The organism is Burkholderia sp. IT-111MI5 (assembly GCF_949752865.1).
Lineage (GTDB): Bacteria > Pseudomonadota > Gammaproteobacteria > Burkholderiales > Burkholderiaceae > Burkholderia > Burkholderia pyrrocinia_C.
Window position 1 is genome coordinate 410,435 of sequence record NZ_CATKIF010000022.1, and the last position, 20,400, is coordinate 430,834.

Annotated in this window: 19 protein-coding genes and 1 pseudogene; 16 read left to right on the forward strand and 4 right to left on the reverse strand. The window is 62.8% G+C overall.

Going from position 1 to position 20,400, the window contains the following annotated elements; all coding sequences use genetic code 11:
• Positions 1-60 precede the first annotated feature (60 nt).
• From ACM6JT_RS20220 to ACM6JT_RS20235, 4 genes are all read left to right on the forward strand, one after another.
• A complete protein-coding gene (locus ACM6JT_RS20220; protein ID WP_414857129.1) occupies positions 61-1,434 on the forward strand; it encodes a 3-carboxy-cis,cis-muconate cycloisomerase in 1,374 nt (457 codons plus the stop codon).
• A complete protein-coding gene (gene pcaD / locus ACM6JT_RS20225) occupies positions 1,434-2,219 on the forward strand; it encodes a 3-oxoadipate enol-lactonase (RefSeq protein WP_034181457.1) in 786 nt (261 codons plus the stop codon). Before ACM6JT_RS20220 ends, pcaD begins: the two co-directional genes overlap by 1 nt.
• A gap of 10 nt (positions 2,220-2,229) precedes the next feature.
• The gene (pcaC, locus tag ACM6JT_RS20230; protein ID WP_217590356.1) at positions 2,230-2,616 is read left to right on the forward strand and encodes a 4-carboxymuconolactone decarboxylase; all 387 of its coding nucleotides are present in this window, start codon (positions 2,230-2,232) and stop codon (positions 2,614-2,616) included.
• 203 nt (positions 2,617-2,819) lie between these two features.
• Positions 2,820-4,178, forward strand: a complete 1,359-nt coding sequence (locus ACM6JT_RS20235) for an MFS transporter (RefSeq protein WP_034181455.1) — start codon at positions 2,820-2,822, stop codon at positions 4,176-4,178.
• A gap of 57 nt (positions 4,179-4,235) precedes the next feature.
• Here ACM6JT_RS20235 and ACM6JT_RS20240 read toward each other — a convergent pair whose 3' ends face one another.
• Both ACM6JT_RS20240 and ACM6JT_RS20245 read right to left on the reverse strand, forming a co-directional pair.
• On the reverse strand, positions 4,236-4,484 hold the full coding sequence (locus tag ACM6JT_RS20240) for a hypothetical protein (protein WP_034181454.1): 249 nt from the start codon (positions 4,482-4,484) through the stop codon (positions 4,236-4,238).
• A 106-nt stretch (positions 4,485-4,590) separates the two neighbouring features.
• Positions 4,591-5,208, reverse strand: coding sequence for a LysE family translocator (locus tag ACM6JT_RS20245; RefSeq protein ID WP_105391332.1), 618 nt, complete (start codon positions 5,206-5,208; stop codon positions 4,591-4,593).
• 715 nt (positions 5,209-5,923) lie between these two features.
• Between ACM6JT_RS20245 and ACM6JT_RS20250 the strand changes: the two genes are divergently transcribed.
• The 4 genes from ACM6JT_RS20250 to qatD are packed head-to-tail and all read left to right on the forward strand — an operon-like array spanning position 5,924 to position 10,654.
• Positions 5,924-7,765 (forward strand): P-loop NTPase fold protein, encoded by a 1,842-nt coding sequence (locus ACM6JT_RS20250; RefSeq protein ID WP_059725767.1) that lies wholly within the window; start codon positions 5,924-5,926, stop codon positions 7,763-7,765.
• The gene (locus ACM6JT_RS20255) at positions 7,765-8,649 is read left to right on the forward strand and encodes a hypothetical protein (protein WP_414857130.1); all 885 of its coding nucleotides are present in this window, start codon (positions 7,765-7,767) and stop codon (positions 8,647-8,649) included. Before ACM6JT_RS20250 ends, ACM6JT_RS20255 begins: the two co-directional genes overlap by 1 nt.
• Positions 8,646-9,908, forward strand: a complete 1,263-nt coding sequence (gene qatC, locus ACM6JT_RS20260; RefSeq protein ID WP_414857131.1) for a Qat anti-phage system QueC-like protein QatC — start codon at positions 8,646-8,648, stop codon at positions 9,906-9,908. The genes ACM6JT_RS20255 and qatC overlap by 4 nt, the downstream gene beginning before the upstream one ends.
• Complete coding sequence (gene qatD, locus ACM6JT_RS20265) at positions 9,908-10,654, forward strand: Qat anti-phage system TatD family nuclease QatD (protein ID WP_414857132.1); 747 nt, start codon at positions 9,908-9,910, stop codon at positions 10,652-10,654. Before qatC ends, qatD begins: the two co-directional genes overlap by 1 nt.
• 26 nt (positions 10,655-10,680) lie before the next feature.
• Here qatD and ACM6JT_RS20270 read toward each other — a convergent pair whose 3' ends face one another.
• Positions 10,681-10,830 (reverse strand): hypothetical protein, encoded by a 150-nt coding sequence (locus ACM6JT_RS20270; protein ID WP_198293988.1) that lies wholly within the window; start codon positions 10,828-10,830, stop codon positions 10,681-10,683.
• Positions 10,831-10,964: 134 nt separating this feature from the next.
• Here ACM6JT_RS20270 and ACM6JT_RS20275 point away from each other — a divergent pair, with 134 nt between their 5' ends.
• On the forward strand, positions 10,965-11,534 hold the full coding sequence (locus ACM6JT_RS20275; RefSeq protein ID WP_414857133.1) for a hypothetical protein: 570 nt from the start codon (positions 10,965-10,967) through the stop codon (positions 11,532-11,534).
• 81 nt (positions 11,535-11,615) lie between these two features.
• Positions 11,616-12,485, forward strand: coding sequence for a S66 peptidase family protein (locus ACM6JT_RS20280; RefSeq protein WP_414857134.1), 870 nt, complete (start codon positions 11,616-11,618; stop codon positions 12,483-12,485).
• Positions 12,486-12,657: 172 nt separating this feature from the next.
• Here ACM6JT_RS20280 and ACM6JT_RS20285 read toward each other — a convergent pair.
• A pseudogene (locus tag ACM6JT_RS20285) lies at positions 12,658-12,864 on the reverse strand (DUF2384 domain-containing protein); the annotation flags it as partial.
• A gap of 225 nt (positions 12,865-13,089) precedes the next feature.
• On the opposite strand from ACM6JT_RS20285, the gene ACM6JT_RS20290 reads away from it, so the two are divergent.
• The 6 genes from ACM6JT_RS20290 (at position 13,090) to ACM6JT_RS20315 (ending at position 20,378) form a co-directional block, all read left to right on the forward strand.
• Positions 13,090-13,437, forward strand: a complete 348-nt coding sequence (locus ACM6JT_RS20290) for a DUF4148 domain-containing protein (protein WP_034181451.1) — start codon at positions 13,090-13,092, stop codon at positions 13,435-13,437.
• A 321-nt stretch (positions 13,438-13,758) separates the two neighbouring features.
• Positions 13,759-14,670 (forward strand): LysR family transcriptional regulator, encoded by a 912-nt coding sequence (locus ACM6JT_RS20295; protein WP_407971796.1) that lies wholly within the window; start codon positions 13,759-13,761, stop codon positions 14,668-14,670.
• A 426-nt stretch (positions 14,671-15,096) separates the two neighbouring features.
• The gene (dld, locus tag ACM6JT_RS20300; protein ID WP_034181449.1) at positions 15,097-16,845 is read left to right on the forward strand and encodes a D-lactate dehydrogenase; all 1,749 of its coding nucleotides are present in this window, start codon (positions 15,097-15,099) and stop codon (positions 16,843-16,845) included.
• A 211-nt stretch (positions 16,846-17,056) separates the two neighbouring features.
• Positions 17,057-17,800: a (Fe-S)-binding protein gene (locus ACM6JT_RS20305; protein ID WP_414857135.1), complete on the forward strand. Its 744-nt coding sequence runs from the start codon at positions 17,057-17,059 to the stop codon at positions 17,798-17,800.
• The gene (locus tag ACM6JT_RS20310) at positions 17,797-19,170 is read left to right on the forward strand and encodes a lactate utilization protein B (protein ID WP_131946223.1); all 1,374 of its coding nucleotides are present in this window, start codon (positions 17,797-17,799) and stop codon (positions 19,168-19,170) included. Before ACM6JT_RS20305 ends, ACM6JT_RS20310 begins: the two co-directional genes overlap by 4 nt.
• Positions 19,167-20,378 carry a porin gene (locus ACM6JT_RS20315; RefSeq protein WP_414857136.1) on the forward strand — a complete coding sequence of 404 codons (1,212 nt, stop codon included), beginning with the start codon at positions 19,167-19,169 and terminating at the stop codon, positions 20,376-20,378. Before ACM6JT_RS20310 ends, ACM6JT_RS20315 begins: the two co-directional genes overlap by 4 nt.
• Positions 20,379-20,400 lie beyond the last annotated feature (22 nt).

The following is a 20,400-nucleotide window of genomic DNA, read 5'->3' on the forward strand; positions in this document are numbered from 1 at the left end:
AGCGCACGCCGGCGCGCTTGGGTGGACAATAGGCGCACGCCGTTTCCCCAATCTGATGCCATGCTCGAAGACAGCGCCCGCCTGACCTCCCTCATCTGCGGCACCGAGCCGCTCAACCGGATCTGGTCGCCGCGCGCGACGATCCAGCGGATGCTCGACGTCGAGGCCGCGCTCGCGCGCGCGCTCGCCGCGCAGCAGGTGATTCCCGCCGCCGCGGTCGCGCCGATCGAACGCGCATGCGATGCCGGCCGGCTCGACGCCGACGCGCTCGCGCACGGCGCGGCGCTCGGCGGCAATCTCGCGATTCCGCTCGTCAAGCAGCTCACCGCGCAAGTGAAGGCCGACGACCCCGAGGCCGCGAAGTTCGTGCACTGGGGCGCGACGAGCCAGGACATCATCGATACCGCCACCGTGCTGCAGCTGCGCGACACGCTCGACGTGCTCGAGCCGATGCTCGACCAGGCGTGCGCATCGCTCGCGGCGCTCGCGCGCACGCATCGCGCGACGCCGATGATCGGCCGCACCTGGCTGCAGCAGGCGCTGCCGATCACGCTCGGCCTGAAATTCGCCCAATGGCTCGATGCGCTGCTGCGCCATCGCGCGCGCTTCGCCGAATTGCGCGAGCGCGTGCTGGTGCTGCAGTTCGGCGGCGCGGCCGGCACGCTCGCGAGCCTGCGCGAGCACGCGCGTGGCGTCACGGCCGCGCTCGCGGCCGACCTGAAGCTCGCCGTGCCGGCCGTGCCGTGGCATACGCAGCGCGACCGCATCGCGGAAGCCGCATCATGCTGCGGGATGCTGACCGGTACGCTCGGCAAGATCGCGCGCGACGTGTCGCTGCAGATGCAGACCGAAGTCGGCGAACTCGGCGAGCCGGCCGCCGCCGGCAAGGGCGGCTCGTCGACGATGCCGCACAAGCGCAACCCGGTCGGCTGCGCGGCCGTGCTGACCGCCGCCGTACGCGCGCCGAACCTCGTCGCGACCGTGTTCGCGGGGATGGTCCAGGAGCACGAGCGCGCGCTCGGCGGCTGGCAGGCCGAATGGGATGCGTTGCCCGACCTCGCGCGCCTGACGGGCGGCGCGCTCGCGCAGATCGCGCAGATCGTCGCGGGCCTCGACGTCAACACCGAACGCCTTGCCGCGAACCTCGACCTGACGCACGGGCTGATCCTCGGCGAAGCCGTGATGCTCGCGCTCGGCGACCGGATCGGCCGGCTCGATGCGCACCACGTCGTCGAGCATGCGTCGAAGGAAGCCGTGCGCACGGGCGCGACGCTGTTCGACGTGCTCGCCGCCGATGCAACCGTATCGGCCCACCTGTCGCGCGACGCGCTCGCGCGGCTGCTCGATCCCGCACATTACGTCGGCGAGGCGCAGGCCTATGTCGATGCCGTGCTCGCGCTGCATGCGGGCACGACCCAACCAGGAGAACATTGATGCCTTTCGCCACTGTCAACGGCGTGAAACTGCATTACCGGATCGACCGTGCCGCGCGCGACGACGCGCCGTGGCTCGTCTTCTCGAACTCGCTCGGCGCCGACCTGCAGATGTGGGCGCCGCAGATCCGTCCGCTCACGCAGCACTTCAACATCCTGCGCTACGACACGCGCGGCCACGGCCATTCCGATGCGCCGGCCGGTTCGTACACGATCGACCAGCTTGCGGGCGACGTGATCGGCCTGCTCGATCACGTCGGCATCGCGCGCGCGCATTTCTGCGGGATCTCGATGGGCGGGCTGACGGGCGCCGCGCTGGCCGCGCGCTACCCGTCGCGCATCGTTCGCGCGGTGCTGTCGAACACCGCCGCGAAGATCGGCTCGCCGGAAGTGTGGGTGCCGCGCGCGCAGAAGGCACGCGCCGAAGGGATGGCCGCGCTCGCCGACGCCGTGCTGCCGCGCTGGTTCACCGATGCGTTCGTCGAGCGCGAGCCGCGCCTGTTCGACGCGATCCGCGACACCTTCGTGCATACCGACAAGGACGGCTACGCGGCGAACTGCGACGCGCTGAACGCGGCCGACCTGCGCGAAGAGGTGAAAGGCATTACGCTGCCGGTGCTCGTCGTGACCGGCGCGAAGGACATGTCGACGCCGCCCGACCAGGGCCGCGCGCTGGCTGCCGCGATTCCCGGTGCGCTTCACGTCGAATTCGACGCCGCGCACATTTCGAACATCGAGTGCACCGGCGGCTTCAACCGCGCGCTGCTCGATTTCCTGACTGCGTGAGGCACCGACGATGGACGACCAGGAACGTTACGAAGCAGGGATGAAGGTGCGCCGCGCGGTGCTCGGCGATGCACACGTCGACCGTTCGCTCGAGAACCGCACCGAGGTGACCGACGAATTCCAGAACCTGATCACGCGCTATGCGTGGGGCGAGATCTGGACGCGCGAAGGCCTGCCGCGCCATACGCGCAGCCTGCTGACCATCGCGATGATGGTGGCGCTGAACCGCGGCGAGGAACTGGCGCTGCATCTGCGCGCCGCGCGCAACAACGGCGTGACGCGCGACGAGATCAAGGAAGTGCTGCTGCAGACCGCGATCTATTGCGGCGTGCCGGCCGCGAATTCCGCGTTCCATCTCGCGGACAAGATCTTCAAGGAACAGGACGCGGCCGCGTAAGACGGCCGGTCAGGAGCGGTCGGCTGAGGGCGACCGCAACCGATCGCGTGGCCCGCCGTCGCAAGCGGGCCGTCGACGACGGGAGCGATGAACGCGCCGGCAGAGTATCGGCGCGCGGCACACCGGATGGCCGGTGGGCGAACAAAGGAAGGGCGCGGCAACCATGCCGTATTGCTCATATACATATATTCAGGAGACTCGCGATGAATCGCGCAACCGTGGTCGACGTCCAGACCTTCATCAACGAGCAGCCGTTCGGCGGCTTTCAATGGCTCGTGTTCCTCATGTGCTTCGTGATCGTGCTGCTCGACGGCTTCGATACGGCCGCGATCGGCTTCATCGCGCCGTCGCTGCTCGGCGAATGGAACCTGACCAAGCCCGATCTCGCGCCCGTGCTGAGCGCCGCGCTGTTCGGCCTCGCGTGCGGCGCGCTCGTGTCGGGCCCGCTGTCCGACCGGCTCGGGCGCCGCTCGCTGCTGCTCGGCTCGGTATTCCTGTTCGGTGTCGCGTGCTTCGTGTCCGCGTTCTCGACGACCATCGGACACCTGACGATCCTGCGCTTCATCACCGGCCTCGGGCTCGGCGCGGCGATGCCGAACGCGGTCACGATGATGGGCGAATTCTGTCCGGACAAGCGCCGCGCGACCGTGATCAACCTGATGTTCTGCGGCTTCCCGCTCGGTGCCGCGTTCGGCGGTTTCCTGGCCGCATGGATGATTCCGCATTTCGGCTGGCGCAGCGTGCTGATGCTCGGCGGCGTGACGCCGCTGCTGCTCGGCGTGCTGTTGCTGCTGAAGATGCCTGAATCGGTGCGTTTCATGGTCGCGAGCGGCCAGGCCGTCGACAAGATCCGCGCAACGCTCGCGCGCATCTCGCGAGACGCGCTGAATGCCGGCTCGTTCGCGATGACCGAGGCCGCGCCGCAGACGGGCGGCAAGGGGCTCGGCGTCGTGCTGTCGCGCTCGTACATCGTCGGCTCCGTGATGCTGTGGATCGCGTACTTCATGGGCCTCGTGATCTTCTACGCGTCGATCAACTGGATGCCGATCCTGCTGAAGGATGCCGGCCTGACGCCGAAGAGCGCGACGCTGATCTCGGCGCTGTTCCCGCTCGGCGGCGTGGGCGCCGTGCTGTGCGGCGTGCTGATGGACCGCTTCAACGCGAACCGCGTGATCGCCGTGTGCTATGCGCTGACGGCGGTGAGCGTGTATGCGATCGGGCAGGCGGCCGGCAACGTCGGGCTGCTCGTGCTGGTCGTGTTCGTGGCCGGCGTGCTGATGAACACCGCGCAATCGTCGATGCCGGCGCTTGCCGCCGCGTTCTATCCGACCGAGGGGCGCGGCACCGGTGTCGCGTGGATGCTCGGCGTCGGCCGCTTCGGCGGGATTGCCGGGTCGTTCCTCGTCGCCGAACTGACGCGCCGGCACTTCACGTTCGCGGGTGTGTTCGCGACGATTGCCGTCGCGGGCGTGCTCGCGTGCATCGCGCTGCTGATCAAGCAGATGGCGCGGCCGCATGGCGTCGCGCAGCCGGCAGGCAAGATCGAATCGCTCGGACATTGAGCGAAGCGCGGGCCGGCGCGATGCGCCGGCCCTTTGCGAACGGCGCCTTTCGCGCCGCTATTCCTCCGCGTCGTGTTCCTTGACGAAGTTGCGCAGATACGCGCGCAGCGCGGCCTCCCGGCCGCGATGATCGGCGAGGTTCGCGGCGCCCATCTCTTCCTCTTCGCCGAACAGCGTGGGCGGCGCGCAGTAAGTGCCGACTTCGATGTTCTCGCGCAGCACGCGGATGTCGTGCGTGAGCGGGCGATACTCGGCGATCCAGTGCATCCCCTCGATGTGCTCGCCCGTCCTCAGCATGGGTTTCATCGGCTTTCTCCCGGCAGCAGCGGCGCGACCGCGAAGCGGCTGCGCGCGCCCGTACTGAAAGGGTACGCCTGCATCACATGAATCTCAACGGGTGCGCTGTGAGCGCTCACTGCGGCAGCAGGTGCGCGATGAGCGGATACAGCGACAGGATCAGCAGCACGGCCATCGTCACGTTGAAGATGCGCAATGCGCGTTGGTTCGACAGGAAGCGGCGCAGGCCGAGGCCGAACGCGGCCCACAGGCAGATGCACGGAAAGCCGATCAGGATGAACACGACGGCCATCCACGCGGCGTTCATGCCGTAGTCGGCGGACAGGCGGACTGTCGTCGCGGCGGTCAGCACCATCATCCAGGCTTTCGGGTTGACCCACTGGAACGCGGCGGCTTCGATGAACGTCATCGGCCGCGGCTTGCCGCCGTTCGCCTTCACTTCGCCCGACGTGCCGATGCGCCACGCGAGGTAGAGCAGGTACGCGACGCTTGCGGCTTCGAGGATCGTGTACAGCAGCGGCATGCGCTTGAACGCTTCGCCGAGGCCGAAGCCGACGCAGAGCATCAGGATCGCGACGCCGATGCTGATGCCGAACAGGTGCGGCATCGTGCGGCGGAAACCGAAATTGACGCCGGATGCGAGCAGCATCGTGTTGTTCGGGCCGGGCGTGATCGACGTGACGAGCGCGAACAGCATGCCGGCTGGCAGCGCGCTCAGGGTGAGGAATTCCATCGCGGATTCTCCATTCGGTTCGAGACTGGGATGGAGGTCAGTTTAGCGACGGTTGGCGGTACAGTACCGGTACAGTTTGATTGACGATTGCCGATACGGGGAGGGGGTAGGGTCGGCGACGGTGTGTGTGTTGCTGTTGACTCTTGGAAAGGATGTCCGCAGTCTCAATATGTTGCCTTTGAATAAAAGGCGACATATCGGGGGGCAACTGAGCTGGAAATCTTGCTTAGCGTGCCAATGCGGTTCGAGGAGCATCTCGTGCGGCATCGTGATAGTCAGGCAGCGACCACGGACTACGAAGGGGCGTGCTATTCATCACGATTGAGGACGAATCCGGTCAAACGAACGTCATTCTCTAGCCCGCGCTGCTGGAAAAGTACCGCCGCGAAGCTCTCGGCGCATCGCTGCTGGCCGTATAGGCCTTTGGCAGGTCGAAGGTAAGGTCCGGCACCTCGTGGCGAAGCATCTTGCCGACCGCAGCGACCTACTTGGCGGGTTGCGCGTCGAATCGCACGACTTCCATTAATCCGATGCAAATTCCTTTATTTTGTATAAATACAAACCCGAGGCACCTTCACCGTCTCTATAAAGTAAAAATCTGGTATAAACGATCGCTTATGTGATTTATCATTTATACCAAAGCATCGGATCCACCAAAAAAACGCTTACGTGAGCTCACCCAACGCTGAGCTACCGCATCGAGAGGGCCAAACCAGTGTGGCATGACAACGAAACTACCGTTGACTATTTGAACTTCGGCATCGTAGCGGATGCTTGCGCGAAGTTGCTTCAACAGACCCGCGGCGAGCCGATTTCTGTCGGGATATCCGGCGGATGGGGCGCCGGCAAGAGCTCGCTGGTGAAGATGGTGGGAGAACGTCTCGAAGGGCTCAACAAGCCTGGTGATAACAGCTACGTTTTTGTCACGTTCAACCCTTGGCTTTATCAAGACTTCGATAGCGCTCGCAGTGCTCTGTTGCAGTTAGTTGGCGACAAAATTCTCGAGGAGGCCAACGACCGAGAAGGGCTGCGCGACAAGGCTGTACGCCTTCTGAAGCGCATAAACGTGCTCCGCGTCGTACAACTTGGTGGCGAGGCCGCCGCCACCTATCTGACCGGCGTTCCTATCGGGACGATTGGCAGAGCCATGAAAAGATTCGGCTTACTCGATAGTGATAAGAGCGACGAGGGCGATAAAAAAGAAGACAAGAAGGATGATGGACTTCTCAAGAAAGCAGAGCCGCTTTCTCTGCCGAACGAGATACATGAGTTTCGTTTGGCGCTCGAAGCCTTGTTGGAAGAGATGAAAATCACGCTAGTGGTATTCGTGGATGACCTTGACCGGTGTCTGCCCAAGACAGCTATTTCCACGCTCGAATCCATCCGACTTTTGCTATTTATCAAGCGGACTGCGTTCGTTATCGCGGCCGACAACGATTTCATCAAGGGCGCAGTTCGCATTCATTTTGCCGGAACGGAAATCAAGGACGAGGTCGCGACGAACTACTTCGACAAACTGATTCAGGTTCCTCTTCATGTGCCACGGCTCGGCGTGAACGAAGCGAAAGCATACATGGCACTCTTGCTGCTGCAGAGGGAATGTCAGGACGAAAAGTTCGCAGAGGATAAATTCGCAGCCGCCAAAGACGCTGTGTCCAAAAGACTAAGAGACGCGTGGCGCGGGGATTCCGTCACACTCGACTTTTTGGAGGCGCAAGCTGCCGGCAACCAGGACATGGTCGAACTGATGCGGCTAGCCGACGGACTAGCGCCATTGCTGACGAGGTCCGGTGCAGTCGATGGGAACCCTCGCTTGATGAAGCGATTTCTCAACACGGTCTTCCTTCGCTCAAGCTTGGCTGAGCCGCAAGGCATCAAACTTGACCTTCAGGCTCTCGCAAAATGGCACCTCGTCGAACGTTGCGCCCCGACGCTTGCGACGGCGCTCGCAAACCTTGTGACATCAGAGTTTGACGGACGCGTGGAGGCGTTGAGAGTCGCTGAGGAAGGTAGTAAAGCCGGAGAGCCGCTAACAGGAATATTTGGTGTAGACGACCCATTCATACCCCAATGGCTCGGGCTTGCTCCCCCGCTGGGCGAAGTTGATCTCCGCCCTCTTCTTCATCTCAGTCGTGACACCGCAACCCGCGATTTCGGACCAGACGAGCTGACCGCGGTCGGACGCGGACTACGTGATGCGCTTGCCGAGGCAACAACGCGAAATCACCCGCTCGCTACAGCAATCAACACCGCTGGGTCAGTGCAAGCAGGGCTGGCACTGTCGCGTGCGTGGGCGCTTAAGTCGCCTAAGCGCGGGTGGAAGAAAGCTGAGGACGTACTGATGCTTATCGAAGTTGCCAGAGCATTCCCGGAGCATGTTGAGCAGGCCACGCGGATGCTGCTCACCGCCCCGATTGGTGACATTGGGGTCGGCATTATTCCCGAGCTCAAAGCACAGGCATGGGCCAAGGACGTACTGGACAAATGGTCGGCCCACCCTGATATCGACCAGAAGGTAAAACGCGCAATCGACCAACAGGACAAAAGGAATAACTAATGGGGACCTCAACTTCGAGCAAAGGTGGCGGCCCGCGCTCACCATTTGACCCAGAATGGCTCGAGGGGCCCGCTGTGGGCGGCGGTGACGGCGACATCGACGGCGAAGACAACGACGACAACGGTGACGGTGGAGACGGCGCCGATGAAGGAGACATCGCTGCAGACGATGATGGTCAGATGATCGACAATGGTGCTGACGCGCTGGGAGACCCGCAGCTTCCTCCCCTGAACCCTGCGAGACGCCTCGCAGGAGCTCGCACAGCCTTAGCGGGTGCGTTGCGAGGAGGTGGTCGCGACCAAATCAAGTCGGCTGCTAGGCGTATGGTCGGGCGAGGGATGGGTGGCCCAGCCCGGGCGGCAAGAACCATGCGTGCAACCGCGCAGGGCGCGGGGGCATTGGGTCAATTCCTTACCCAAGCACGTGATGGGACAAATCCAAGAGTCGTAGATTGGGTCGCGCGCGTTCGCGCTGCGAATCTATCGGCCAACGATCTCATCTTGGAAGTGGTGCGAGAAGTCATACCCAATTCGGGAAGCGTCGATGAAGAGTCGCTTCGCAACGCGGCGACGGAAACGCTCTCTATGCTGTACGAGAGGTCCCCCGACGTGGACGTCTTCGACCTCACAGACCAGCAAATCGCAGACGTCATCGGCTTCACCGTCGCCAACGACATCTGCAACCGAATGGACCTGCTGCTCGGCCAAACCTACGAAAAGCTGAAGTACACGCCCCAGCAAGTGCAAATGAACCGGAACGATGTCCGTGAATATGTCCATGGACTCGTCCGAGTAGAACTAGACAAATTGGGACCGAGACCGGTAGACCCCCATGGGCTCGCGCGCGATGTCCTGTCGAAAACTCTGGAGGTATTCGGGGAATGAAAATCTTATGCACCAGCCCGGATAGCCTCCCGGCAAATCTTGAACCTGACGAGCAAGCGTTCTCGTTCTTTCGTTCGAGTCGGCGAGCAGGCGTCGGAAACATCGCCAATAACTGGAAGCGGCTGCTGAAGCGCAGAGGCTTTGCACCCAACGCGGCCACGTGGGATTTCGTTCAGTTTTGCCTCGCTGTTTGTGCGGCAGACTTAGCTTGCCTACGGGAGACAAGCGCAGATGGCTGGACTCGAGTCATCGACCTCACGGTCGGCCTGCACGAGCCGATGCGGTGGGTCGGCCTCGAAGAGCACCTCGAAAAGATGCTCAAGCTGCTGACAGGAGACTATTGGAAGCTCCACTTCATCGTCGGTGGCGAAGCACCGCCCGCAGGCAAGGTCGCAGATGTGCCTCACGATTGCGTATGCCTTCTCTCGGGAGGCCTAGACAGCTTGATCGGTGGTATCAACCTCGTGTCGCAAGGTCGCCGGCCGGTATTCGTATCCCAACTCGCTCACGACGATTCCGCTCGGCAAATCTCGTACGCTCGACGGCTTGGCGGGGCCGACTCACATTGGCAATGGAGCCATGGCATCAATTTTCCGGGCCAACGCGAACCATCGACGCGTGCTCGGTCACTCGCCTTCTATGCGTTCGCCGTACTCGCGGCATCAAGATTGCAAGGGAACCGAGTTCAGGTCTACGTTCCGGAGAACGGTTTCATCTGTATCAACCCGCCTTTGGTGCCGGGCCGTGTGTCGAGCTTGAGCACGAAGACGACGCATCCTCAATTCATCTCGATGATGCAAGAGCTGCTGGATGGAGTCGGCCTCGACATCGCGCTTGAGCTGCCCTATCGATTCAAGACGAAAGGACAGATGCTTCAAGAATGCCTCAATCAGGATCTGCTCAAGGAACTGGCGAGCGACACGACGAGTTGCGGCCGGTTCCGAACCTACAATCGACAGCACTGTGGCCGATGCGTCCCGTGCATGATTCGAAAAGGTGCGTTTCATGCTTGGGGACCTGGGAAAGATGAAACGGTCTACAGACACGAATCACTTCTTGCTGCAGACAAATCGAGCGGCCCCGATGACGCCATGGCAGCAGCGCTTGCGGTCCTAACCGTCAAAGAGCGGGGGCTCGACCGATTCCTCGGCGCAACTCTAGGATTTGCCCCAACGGCCGACCGAGAATCGTATCGGGACACAATGAGACGAGGCCTTTCCGAGGTCGAAGCAATTCTTCGTAGAGACGGCGTTCTCTGATGGATTTCCACTGCCACCTAGACCTCTATCCGGGCGCGAAAGCCGTCACCGATGAGGCGTCACGTCGTAACGAGTTCACGTGGCTTGTGACTACAAGCCCTCGCGCCTATGCAGCCACATCAAAGGTCCTTGGTCACGTTCCGCGCGTGCTTATCACCCCAGGGCTGCATCCTGAACTGGTCGAGCAGCGCGCGGGCGAACTCCCTCAGTTGCTCAAGCAGATGGAGAAAGCGATGGCCATCGGCGAGGTGGGAATGGATGGCTCCTATCGCTTCAAATCGAGCTTGCAGGCGCAACGCAAGGTGTTCGAAGCCGTCGTAACTCGGAGCAGAGAGCTCGGCGGCAAGACCCTCAGCATCCACTCCAGAGGTGCCGTGAAGGAGGTATTGCCCATCCTTCTGAAAAATCCCGGGTTCGGAACCGCCGTGCTTCATTGGTTCAGCGGAACCTTGGTCGAGGTGGAAGTTGCCCACAAAATGGGCTGCTGGTTCAGCTTGGGCCCTGCTGCGTTTGCCAGCACAGCGGGGCGTGCACTCGCTGCTAGGCTTCCCCGAGACAGAGTCGTTCCCGAAAGCGATGGTCCATTCGCGAGCGAGGGTGGCGCAACGGTTCAGCCATGGAGTATGGCCCGAACTGCGCAATTGCTCGGGTCGAGTTGGGGCTGCTCAGAATCGGAAACGCTGGCGACTCTAACGGAGAACAGTCGGAAGTTGCTTGAGCTAATGGGATGGCCGAACAATCGGTGAATTCCAGTCGTCGCCGACGTGCAGGCCTAACGACCCTCAAATACGGCGCGCACTTCTTCGGGAAGCGCCGCATCAAAATCGTCTCCGATACGGGCATTGCCCTTGAGGTCGCCGAAGCGTCGCGCGACGTTCTCCCGCTCCATGGGTACGCGAACGCAGGCAAGCGATGCTTCCAAGGACAACTTTTCTGAGAATTTCCGTGCCCAAGGACATCTTTTCTGAGACGGGTGGCATGCGATCGTCTCAAAAAAGATGTCCAAGTCGTTGATTTATATACGGTGCCGAGGACATCTTTTCCGAGAGCCCACAGTTGCAGGCTTCGTGGAATACATGCGCAAACCGTTGTTTCGATCCGGAATTAAATGGGCAGTTGCGTCAGGCGTTGCCGCACATTTCCTGGTTCAGTCATGCCGGAAGGGGCGGTGATCGATTCGAACAATTGCGAACGAACGGCTTTTGCCTAAGTGGGCGCGATCTCGCGTTGGACTGGAGCCCTGTTGCGATCGTGACTGCTTTGCGAAGCCGTGTGTTGTGCCCGGGGCCATTCCCGGTATTCGCGTCACTTGCCTTCCTGAATCAGTTTCAGTGCCTCGGCAGCTTCAACCAGGTCCAGTACCTCGCTCAAATGAAACAGGCATTGACTACGTTGCGGGGGTTCGACGGTGATTCGTTTGCCGCTGTGCCAACCGATGGATTGACGCTCGGACGTGTCCGTCAAGTTGACGGAACGGAGGTCTATCCGATGGATGTGTTGCTTGGTGAATCGATCGAATGGGACCGAGATCGTTCAGTAGGTGATTTTGCCTCGACAGTGATCCTCAAACGACGCTGGCTTCGCAGCGCGTTCGCCGATGCAGGTTCGCAGTATTCTCATGCATAGCCGACGCCTGTTTGAAGATGAAATGCAGGTGTTCGCCGCCGAGTATAGTCATTGTATTCTTGTCGTCGGAATATCACTTCGATGGAAATACGAAAAAATAGAATTAAGATAGTGGCACCTGCTGGTGTCCCTGACCCGGATGGTATCGAGCGCGGCGTGGCACTCCTTGAGAGCTGGGGATTCAGCGTCACAAAAGGCGAGTATCTTGGGGGGCGCTATCGCTATTTTTCGGGCACGACTGCCGAGCGAGCGCACGACCTGCGACTTGCTTTGTCGGATCCGACCGTTGACATCATCTGGCTCGCCCGCGGAGGGTTTGGTTGTGCGCATCTGCTCGAGCACTTGCCCGAGGAAATAGCGACGCCGAAGGTACTCATTGGGTTTTCTGACGCGACATCGTTGTTCTGTGCTCTTTCAGATCGACCGGGCGTTCGCCTAATGCACGGACCGACCTTTCATAGTCTCGCGATGAAGGTGGATGATGCAACGCGCGATGACATACGTGCCGTTCTGACCGGAACTGAACGCGAGCCGTTAAAGCTGCGCCATCTGCTCGGAGATCCTGCCACAGTGACTGGACGCCTCTGTGGGGGCAACCTTACGGTACTCGCGAGTATGGCTGGTACGCGGTGGTCGTTGCGCGCACGAGATGCCATTGTTTTGCTGGAGGACGTGACGGAATTCGGGTACCGCTTGGACCGCAGTTTGACCCAGTTGCGCCTAAGCGGCGCCTTCGATGGTGCTCGGGCTTTCGTGCTTGGACAATTTACGCGATGCCCCGTCCCCGAGAGTGCGGATTTCACACTCGAGGAGATGCTGGTCGACCTACTTAGTTCGTGGGGCCGGCCGATTTATGCTGGCCTGCCGATTGGACATGAGCATCGGAACGTTACTTGGGAGTATGGCAGCCACGCTGTAATCGACTGCGGCGTGATCCATTTTGCTTTCTGACATCAGTTGCGTTCGATGGCATTTAACTTCGAAGAGATGGGGTAGGAACATACCGCGGAACAACGTCCAAGCCGATATGTCCCACTCCCTGTTTTCTTTCGTCGAACTTAGGTCGACCACGATCTGAGCGTGGTCGTTATATTTTTCAGACCGGCAACAAGTGTTCTTTACCTTACCCGTCTGCACCTGCCATAAGCGAAACGACGTAGCGAAGCAAGTCCTCAACGCGTCCTTCCGACACGAGCTGTTCAGCAGTCTTGTAGTCGAAGGTTGGCAGCGGCTCATTGCGATACCAGAAGAGCGTTATTCCTACGTCTTCGGAGATATCTGTTGCAACTCGGATAATCCGAATCGCTTCTCGAAGGTACTTTTGCACGTTCCCAAAGACATCTGTTCCGGGAATTTCCGCGTCCAGGCCCAATCGGTGCGACTCCGCCGGCGTTCCGGAGGGCTGCTTCGTGGCCCATGATTCCATGAGCAAGCAGCAACAATCTCTTCCTCGCCGCCCTATAACTCTCGAGTGATCGCCTGCCTAGACTTGAGTCATCGGTAACGAACAAGGTGTTCGAAGCCAGACAACCAGACAAAGTCGGAGGTAAGTATCATGAAGAACCTGATTCAAGCCGTTGTTGTTGCTGCCGCCCTTGCTGCTCCGGTCGCCGTTTTCGCTCAGAGCAGCGCGCCGCTCACTCGCGCGCAAGTCCGCGCCGAACTGATCGAACTGGAAAAGGCGGGCTACAACCCGGCAGTCGGCGAAGACCCGCACTATCCGGAAGACCTCCAGGCTGCCGAAGCTCGCGTGGAGCAACAACATGCGCTTGCCCGTGCGCAAGGTGTCGACAACAGTGGTATCGGCAAGGACGCGCAAGGCGCCGTTGCGTCGGGCAAGCCTGCGAAGGTGGTGGCCCCGCGCGCCAATGACGAAATGAAGTCGCTGTATCGCGGTCACTAAACGCCGATTGAACGGCGCTGCCTGCGAGCGGGATGCCGTCCCCGGCGGTCCCGCGTCAAACCCGCGGCTCGCTATTTCGATCCTTGCGCGATCGTTGCAATAGCGAGCCGATTCCAGTTCGATAATTCGAGCGTCATGCCCGGGCTTGCGGCCGGGCACGTTTCGTCGAGCTGTGTGCGTCACCCCCATCGTCGCGGCGAACGGCCTCGATGCGCTTCCTGATATGCCTCCGAGGAGGTGCGGTCCGTCCGGATGTAGACGCGCCGAGTCGGGTTAGAATCGCCCGCCCGATCCTCTACGCCTTCCCGAGACGAAAACCGTATGGAATTCCGTCAGTTGCGCTACTTTCTCGCGGTGGCCGAGTATCTTCATTTCACCGAGGCCGCCGAGTTTCTCGGCATCGCGCAACCCCCGCTCAGCCAGCAGATCCTCAAGCTCGAACGCGAAATCGGCACGCGCCTTTTCGTACGCCATCCGCGCCGGGTCGAACTGACGGACGCAGGCCGGCTGTTCAGGGAGCGCGCGAGGCGTATCGTCGAAGAAGCAGAACTGGCGCTCGCGGAAGCGCAAAACGCCGGTCGCGGCGAAAGCGGCCGGCTCGTGCTGGGGTTCGCCGGCTCGATCGTGTTCCATCCGCTCGTCGCGTCGCTGATGCAACGCTACCGGCGCGACTATCCGGGCGTGCTCATTCACTGCGAGGAGAGCAACAGCCCGGCGCTGGTCGACAAGGTGCTCGAGGCACGTGTCGATGCGGCGTTGGTGCGTTTGCCGGTGGATTGCCGGGACCTGGCGGTGCAGCCGCTCGTCGAAGAGCGGTTTCTGGCGGTGTTGCCGTCCGGCCACCGCCACGGCGGCGAGCCGGTGCTCGCGTTGCACGCGCTGTCCGACGATCCGCTCGTACTGTTTCCGCGCGCGATCGGCCCGGCCCTGTATGACGCGATCGTCGGCGCATGCTGGACGGCCGGCTTCACGCCGGCCATCGGAATGGAGTCGCCGCAGATTCCGGCCGCGGTGAATCTGGTCGCGGCGGGGTTCGGCGTCACGCTGATTCCCGAGTCGGTGCGTCAGGCGCCGACAGGCGGCGTCACATACCACGCATTGCAGGGCGAACCGCTCCGATCCCCGATCGCGCTCGTCCACCGGCCAAGAGAAAAGTCGCCGGTGATTCATCACCTCGTACGGGCCGTTCGCGCGCTCGCTCGCGAAACGGCCGACCGCACGGCCTTGCCGTGACGGACCTCGCCGACGGCTGGCGCTGTCGCTAGCAGCCGTGCGCCAGCCGGCGTAACGCCGCAGGCCGCGCGTGCGCCGTCTCCGGGCGGGCATGGCGTTTCCGTCTCGTCCCCGCCACCTCCGTGCTTCCGATGCTTCGCGCGTGCGACGCTGCCCACGGGTGTCTTCGCTCGTGCGGCGCGGCACGTGCACGTCTTCACGCACGCGCCGCGCACCCTCACGTGCCCCGTGGACCGCTGCGCCGTACAACGATCGATATGCATTTCGTCTTGAAGTCGCGTCCGCGCGATATTGGACTTCACCGGCTCGCACGCCTAGCCTTACGGGATTCGATCGGAGTGCGGTTCGGCGGTGCACCGGCCGCCGCGGCGCCGTTCAGTCCATTACCCGCGCGCATCGCGATGCGCGGCCAACAGGAGAATTCACGTGTCAACCGTTTCAGGCGAATCGTCTTCGCCGCCGACGCCGCGGAACAGGCGGCAGGAGGCGTTCATTCATTCGCTGACGGAAATCGTCGGACACCAGGAGGTGCTGACGAAGGAGCCGGATACCCGACGGTACCGGACGGGCTTCCGGTTCGGCGATGGTCGGGTCCTGGCGGTGGTGCGGCCCGGTACGCTGCTCCAGCAATGGAAGGTGCTGCAGGCCTGCGTGGCCGCCAACGTGATCGTCATCTGCCAGGCGTCGAACACCGGGCTGACCGGCGGATCCACGCCGGACGGCAACGACTACGACCGCGATATCGTGATCGTCAGCACGGCCCGGATCCGGACGGTCCACGTCATCAAGGGCGGCACGCAGGTGATCTGTCTGCCGGGCGCGACGCTCGATCAGCTCGAGCAGACGCTGAAGCCGCTCGGGCGCGAGCCGCATTCGGTGATCGGCTCGTCGTGCATCGGCGCATCGGTGATCGGCGGTGTCTGCAACAACTCCGGCGGCGCGCTCGTGCAACGCGGGCCGGCTTATACGGAGATGGCCCTCTTCGCGTGTGTCGGCGCGGACGGGCGCCTGGCGCTCGTGAACCACCTCGATGTCCGTCTCGGCGCCGTCCCGGAGGAAATCCTCGCGCGCCTGGACAAGGGCGAGTTCGCGGAGAAGGACATCGTCGACAGCGGCGCGTCCGCGTCCGATCACCGCTACGCCGAGCACGTGCGGGACGTCGATGCGGACACCCCCGCCCGTTACAATGCCGATCCGCTGCGGCTGCACGAAGCGTCGGGCTCGGCGGGCAAGGTCATGGTGTTCGCGGTGCGCCTCGATACGTTTCCGATCGAGGCGGGTGCGAAGGTGTTCTATATCGGCACCAACGACATCGACGAACTGACCGACATCCGCCGCCACGTTCTCACGCAATTCAGCCGGCTGCCGATCTCGGGTGAGTACCTGCACCGCGATGCGTTCGACATCGCGGAGAAGTACGGGAAAGACACGTTCCTGATGATTCATCACTTCGGCACGCAGCGCATGCCGATGTTGTTCGCCTTCAAGAGCAAATGCGACGCGTGGTTCGACCGGCTCGGCTTCCTGCCCCGGCATCTGAGCGATCGCGTGATGCAGGCGGTCAGCCGCCTGTTCCCGAAACACCTGCCCAAGCGCATTCGCGACTACGGGAAGCGATACGAGCATCACCTGATGCTCAAGGTGTCGGCCGATACCGCCGACGAAGCGCGGACCTACCTGACCTCGTTCTTTGCCCGGCATACGGGCGCGTTCTTCGAATGCACGCCGGCGGAGGGTGCAAAGGCGTTCCTGCACCGGTTCGCGGCCGCGGGTGCGGCGATCCGTTACCGCAACGTACACACCCGTGAGGTCGAAGACATCGTCGCGCTCGACATCGCGCTGCGCCGCAACGACCGCGACTGGTTCGAAACGCTGCCGGACGAGATCGACGCGCCGATCGCGATCAAGCTGTATTACGGTCATTTCCTCTGCCACGTCTTCCATCAGGACTACATCGTCAGGAAGGGCAACGATTGCCTCGCGCTCGAACACGCGATGTGGAAACTGCTCGACGCGCGGCGCGCCGAGTATCCGGCCGAGCATAACGTCGGGCACCTGTACCACGCGAAGCCCGCGCTCAAGGCTTTCTACGAAGGGCTCGACCCGTGCAACTGCTTCAATCCGGGCATCGGCCAGACGTCGAAGTTCGCGAACTACCGCGAAGCACACGACTGATTCGACGCGGGGCGGCGCGCGCGTGTCGTTCGAACCGGCGTGTGCGGCCCGCGTCAGCCGGTCCTTCCTGCCGTCGATGGCCGGCCACGTCCGCCGCTTCTTCTTGCGCCGAGCGTCGCCGGTCGAGCCGACGTAGCGGGCATCGCGTGGCGTCGTTCCAGGTGGCCACGCCGAACGTTGAACCTGCAAACCCGTATCAGGAGTCGCTGCATTGAAAGTTGCCTTGTTCATCCCGTGCTTCATCGACGCATTTTTTCCCGACGTCGGCATCGCGACGCTCGAACTGCTCGAGCGCCTCGGCTGCGACGTCGACTATCCGCTCGACCAGACCTGCTGCGGCCAGCCGATGGGAAACAGCGGCTGCGAAAGGCAGGCCGCGGCCACCGAGAACTTGTTCGTCAGCAACTTCGCCGGATATGACTACATCGTCGCGCCGAGCGGTAGCTGCGTGCATCACGTTCGCGATCACCTGACCGCGGCCGACCAGACGCCCGGCGCGATCGAGGTCCGGCGCAATACATACGAGCTGGTCGAGTTCATTCACGATGTGCTGCAGGTTCGCGAATTTCCGTGGGCGGAATTTCCGCACAAGGTGGGCCTGCACAACAGTTGCGGGACGCTGCGCGGCCTGAAAACCGCCAGCATGTCCGAAATCAACGGCCCGTTCTTCTCGAAACCCCTGGCGCTCCTGAAGGGCGTGAAGGGCATCGAGTTCATCGAGCCGGATCGTCCGGACGAATGTTGCGGCTTCGGCGGCACGTTCTGCGTGTCGGAGGAGCCGGTATCCGCGCGCATGGGGGCGGACAAGGTGCGCGATCACGCGCGCAACGGCGCCGAGTACATCGTGTCCGCCGACTCGTCTTGCCTGATGCATCAGCAGGGCTGCGCCGAGCGTCTCGGACTCGGCCTGAAGTTCATCCACATCGCGAGCATCCTGAATGGGGCACCCGAATGAAACGCATCGACCATGCCGGTTACTCGAAGAAGTTCATCGCGGACGAAAAACACGTCGAATTCCATGACAAGCGCCTGTGGGGCCTGCGCACTGCGCGCGATGCGGCGGTGCACGCGATTCCCGAGTGGGAAACGATGCGCGCGCTCGCGTCGGCGATCAAGGAGCATACGCTCACGCATCTGGCCGACTATCTCGAGCAGTTCGAGCGCAATGCCGTCGCAAACGGCGTGATCGTGCATTGGGCGAAGGACGCCGAAGAGCACAACCGGATCGTCTACGGCATTCTGCACGGGCGCAACGTGCGCACGCTCGTGAAGAGCAAGTCGATGCTGACCGAGGAGTGCGACATGCGCCCGTACCTGGAGGCGCGGGGCATCGCGGTCGTCGAAACCGACCTCGGCGAGCGGATTCAGCAACTCGACGACGAGCTGCCGTCGCACATCGTCGTGCCGGCCGTGCACAAGCTCGCGACGGACGTGGCCCGGACCTTCGCGGACTCGTTCGGCACCGATCCCGCCGAAAGCAGCATCCCCCGGCTCGCCGAGGCGCAGCGACAGGCCACGCGCCCGCTCATCCTGGCGGCGGAAGCCGGCATGACCGGGTGCAACTTCGCGGTGGCGGAGACGGGCGGCATCACCGTCTGCACGAACGAGGGCAACGCCGACCTGAGTGCCAACGTGCCGCCGCTGCACATCGCGTCGATCGGCATCGAAAAGCTGATTCCGAAGCTCGAACACCTGGGCCTGTTCATCCGCATGCTGTCGCGCAATGCGCTGGGCGCACCGATCACGCAGTACACGTCGCATTTTCGCGGCCCGCGCGACGGCGGCGAAATGCATTTCGTGCTGGTCGACAACGGCCGCTCCGAACGGCTTGCGATGGACGATTTCTGGTATTCGCTCAAGTGCATCCGGTGCGGCGCCTGCATGAATACATGCCCGGTCTACCGGCGCAGCAGCGGCCTGAGCTACGGTGGCGTCTACTCCGGGCCGATCGGCGCGATCATCAACCCGACCTACGACCTGAAGAAATACAGCTCGCTGCCGTTCGCGTCGACGATGAACGGCAGCTGTACCAACGTCTGTCCGGTCAAGATCAACATCCACGAGCAGATCTACAAGTGGCGGCAAATCGTTGCCGAGCGGCACGCGCTGCCATTCGTCAAGCAGGAAGCGATGAAGGTGGCCGGCCAGGTGCTTTCCAGACCGGCGCTCTATCGCGCGGCGATCAAGGGGGCCGCCGGCGCGATCGCGACGTTGCCGCGCGCGGTGCTCTACAACCCGCTCAACGCGTGGGGCAAGCAGCGTGAACTGCCGGAGCCGCCGACCGAAACCTTCCGTGACTGGTATCTGAAGAGGAACAAGAAATGAGCAGCCGCGACCTGATTCTTTCCCGCCTGCGGGGCGCCGGACGGTCGCCGCAACCGCTGCTGGCGGTGCCGTTGTTCGATCGGGATTTGCCGCCCGCCATCGACGCGTTCAAACGATCGCTCGACCGCGTGGGCGGCGTCTGGTGCGACGCGCCCGCGGACGGCGACATCGAAGCGCTGATCCGCGCGCGCTTTCCGGATGCACGGACCTTCTGTTCGGCGGTGCCCGAAGTGGCCGGCACGCGGCGCATCGAAGCGGTCGAGCGTCCGCACGATCTGAACGATGTCGATGTCGGGATCGTGCGTCCGGCGTTCGCGGTCGCGGAGACCGGCTCGCTTTACCTGAGCGAGCGCGAGTATCGCGTGAACGCGCTCGGGTACGGCACGGTGACGGTCGGCCGCCAGTTCGATTCGACGCTGCAGCTCGTGCAGCCGTTCGCGCTGGGCGGAACGCCCTTCGGCGGAGTCGCGTTCGCGCATCCGTTCGACAACGACAACCTGGCGAACTACACCCGCAGCAACAACGCGGTGAAGTACAGCAGCCCGCTACTCGACGGCTTCCGGTTCGGCGCGACCTACGGATTCTCGAACGCGGCGGGCGGCTTTGCGGACAACCGCGGCTACGCGCTGGCCGCCACCTACGAGCGTGGCGCGTTTGCCTTCGGCACGAGCTATCTGGCATTCGACCACGAAGGCAATCTCCCACCGGCCAATGCCGACGGCATGGAGCCGGCCGGTGCGCCGTTCAACGCGGCCCGGCAGCGCACCGTCAGCGCGGCGGCCGCCTACACGTGGGGCCGGTTGCGGATCTCGGCCATCGCGACGCGAACGCGGCTCGACGAGGCAACGTCGATCAACAACGTCGCCGATACGCCAGTCGTGCTTCACGACGCGGACATCACGTTCCGCAACGCGGAGGTCAACGCGTGCTATGCGCTGACGCGCCGGTGGACCGTGGCGGCGGCCTACACGTTTACCGTTGCGTCGTTCGACGGCCCGTCCGGACATGCGCGGCCGAACTGGCAGCAAGCCGGAATCATCGGGATCGATGCGCTGTCACCGCGCACCGACGCGTATGCGGAAGCGCTGTTCCAGCACGCGAACGGACTTGACGGAACCGGCATTTCGGGTGCGCAGATTTCGAACTTCTCGCGCGCGTCCGGTGCGAATCAGCTGGTGCTGGCCGTCGGCATGCGACATCGGTTTTGAGTCGGGCGAGGGCTCGGTGTGA